The organism is Tritonibacter horizontis, assembly GCF_001518015.1.
Classification (GTDB): Bacteria; Pseudomonadota; Alphaproteobacteria; order Rhodobacterales; family Rhodobacteraceae; genus Epibacterium; species Epibacterium horizontis.
This window is the reverse complement of sequence record NZ_LPUY01000117.1, coordinates 1-569: the sequence shown is the minus strand read 5'-3', so window position 1 is coordinate 569 and position 569 is coordinate 1. Positions and strand designations below refer to the sequence as shown.

Annotated in this window: 1 rRNA gene; it reads left to right on the top strand. The window is 52.2% G+C overall.

The features are described from left to right. Window positions 1-208: 208 nt before the first annotated feature. Window positions 209-569: ribosomal RNA gene (locus TRIHO_RS20125) — 23S ribosomal RNA — on the top strand; the annotation flags it as partial.

The window sequence follows — 569 nt, the reverse complement described above, 5'->3', positions numbered from 1 at the left end:
ATGGGTTCTTAAAATCGATGCCGTAACGGTAGCGGTTTGCGAGATTGCACTGAGGTTCGCCTCGGAAGTGATCGATCGGATCGGTGCTAAAAGTTATTAGGCTGAGCATTTTAATCATCCGCACCAAGATACTGTGACATTGCTGCTCTGCCGAGTTTTGGTTGGTTTAGGCCAACCCAGCATTGTCGTTGGTGGTGCGGACTCTCAAGCGTAAGGTAAGGGCAATTCGTGGATGCCTTGGCGCATACAGGCGATGAAGGACGTGGCACGCTGCGATAAGCTGCGGTGAGGTGTGAGCAACCTTTGACCCGCAGATTTCCGAATGGGGAAACCCACCTATCCCGTTTAACTTGGACTGGAGGAAAAGACATCAACCGAGATTCCGTTAGTAGTGGCGAGCGAACGCGGACCAGGCCAGTGCCTGGAGTTCAACTAGCAGAACAGTTTGGAAAGACTGGCCATAGCGGGTGACAGCCCCGTATGCGAAAGTGAGACTTCAGGACTCGAGTAGGGCGGAACACGTGTAATTCTGTCTGAACATAGGGGGACCACCCTCTAAGCCTAAATAC